At 67.3% G+C, this 1,807-nt stretch carries 3 protein-coding genes; 1 reads left to right on the top strand and 2 read right to left on the bottom strand.

Annotation, left to right across the window (positions count from 1 at the left end; all coding sequences use genetic code 11):
• The coding region (locus tag IE239_RS41300; protein ID WP_190154493.1) for a transposase at positions 1-133 on the bottom strand (133 nt) is incomplete at its 3' end.
• 129 nt (positions 134-262) lie between these two features.
• Here IE239_RS41300 and IE239_RS41295 point away from each other — a divergent pair.
• A protein-coding gene (locus tag IE239_RS41295; protein WP_373308240.1) for an IS5 family transposase occupies positions 263-1,137 on the top strand; the annotation gives its coding sequence in 2 pieces (ribosomal slippage) (positions 263-656 and positions 656-1,137; 876 coding nt in all).
• Between the two features lie 4 nt (positions 1,138-1,141).
• Here the strand turns inward: IE239_RS41295 and IE239_RS41290 are convergent.
• Positions 1,142-1,639, bottom strand: a complete 498-nt coding sequence (locus IE239_RS41290; protein ID WP_190154582.1) for a GNAT family N-acetyltransferase — start codon at positions 1,637-1,639, stop codon at positions 1,142-1,144.
• Between the last annotated feature and the right edge of the window lie 168 nt (positions 1,640-1,807).

Genomic DNA, 1,807 nt, shown 5'->3' with positions numbered 1-1,807 from the left:
GCTCGACCGACTTACGCTGCCCGTCGGTCAGCAGCCCCCGCAGATACACCTGCCCCCATCGACGCTGATCCTTGCGCGCGAACGGCTCGAACACCTCCGCCGCGAACGCCTCCAACTCACCACACCGCAGCAATCTCGTCCGGAGTCACACACTCTCAACGCCACACCGGGCCGGCAGGACACGCATCACCACAACCGACCTGACCAAGCCCTACTAGGGCGTGTTACGAAAGTGGATCAAGGTCGTGGATGATCACGCGTCGTGGGGCGTGGAGATCTGACGAACGGCCAGTGGGCCCGGCTGGAGCCGTTGTTGCCGGCGGGCAAGAAGCCGGGCCGTCCGCAGACGTGGACGCGGCGGCAGTTGATCGACGGCATACGGTGGCGGACCAGGGCCGGTGCGCCGTGGCGCGACGTGCCGGAGCGGTACGGGCCGTGGGACCGGGCCTACGACCTGTTCCGGCGCTGGCAGCGCGACGGCACCTGGAAGCAGATCTTCGTACAGCTGCAGGCCGAGGCCGACGCGAAAGGGCTGATCACCTGGGACGTCAGCGTGGACTCCACGATCGCGCGGGCCCACCAGCATGCTCCCGGAGCCCGTAAAAAGGGGCCGAGCAGAAGGAGCCTCCTGGCGGCGTCGACACCGAGCCCGACGACCACGGCCTGGGGCGCTCGCGGGGCGGGCTGACCACGAAGCTGCACTTGACGGTTGAGCAGGAGCAGAAGCCGTTGTCGCTGCTGGTCACGGCAGGCCAACGGTACGACAGCCCGCAGTTCCAGCCGGTCCTGGAGGCCATGCGGGTGCCCCGCCTCGGCCTGGGCCGGCCGCGCACCCGGCCGGACAAGGTCCGCGCTGACAAGGCATACGGGTCACGCGCGAACCGCGCCTACCTGCGGAGGCGCGGCATCCGCTGCACCATCCCGGAGAAAGCCGACCAGGTCCGCAACCGCAAGAAACATGGTTCCCGCGGCGGTCGGCCGCCGAAGTTCGACAAGGCCGAATATAAGGAGCGCCACGCGGTGGAGTGCGGGATCAATCGCCTCAAACGCCACCGGGCCGTAGCCACCAGATACGACAAGCTCGCCGTCCGCTACGAGGCAACCGTGCTGGTCGCAGCCATCAACGAGTGGCTGTGACCCTTCACACGGCACGCTCCATGCACGCCAGTTGATCCCGTTCCTCCCACGATTCGGCGACGGTGAAACCGAGCCGCTCGTACAGGGCGATGGCACCTTCCCGCCACTTCCACACTGACAGCCGTACCGTGCTGACACCGCTTTCCGTGGAGTGCCCAAGCGCGGCGCTGACCAGGCCGGACGCGATGCCCCGGCTCCGGAATGCCGGGTCTGTCCAAAGCCTCTTGACCTCTGACCGCCCGCCGACGGGGGCGGTCACCACCAGGCAGCCCACGGCCGTGTCGCCGCTCAGAGCCATCAGCACGACATCGTCGGCGAACGCGGCCCGCGGGTCCAAGATTTCTGCCCGGTAGCGGTCCGGCAACCCCTCCACATCGACAACGGCCTCGCCCTTCTCGGCCTCCGTCCGCAGATGGTAGGCCGCCAACAACTCGGCCAACCGATCCACGGAAGGGCCCTGACCTGGCCAGCGGACGATGACAACCTCGCGTTGATCAGTCATTGGGCCAGCATCACACGACCCGTACCAGACACCGAACGAGCCCTTTGATCCACTTGCGCAACACGGCCTAGTAGAGCTTGGTCAGCTTCAGTCGTGGGTGGCGTGTCTGTTGGTGTGCGGGTGTCGTTGGGATGGTGTGACACCTGAGGAGATGGCCGGGGTCCGGGA

Origin of the sequence: Streptomyces humidus (assembly GCF_014649655.1) — a bacterium.
GTDB classification, from domain to species: Bacteria; Actinomycetota; Actinomycetes; order Streptomycetales; family Streptomycetaceae; genus Streptomyces; species Streptomyces humidus.
The sequence above is the reverse complement of the archived record's forward strand: the minus strand, read 5'-3'. Positions and strand labels throughout refer to the sequence as shown.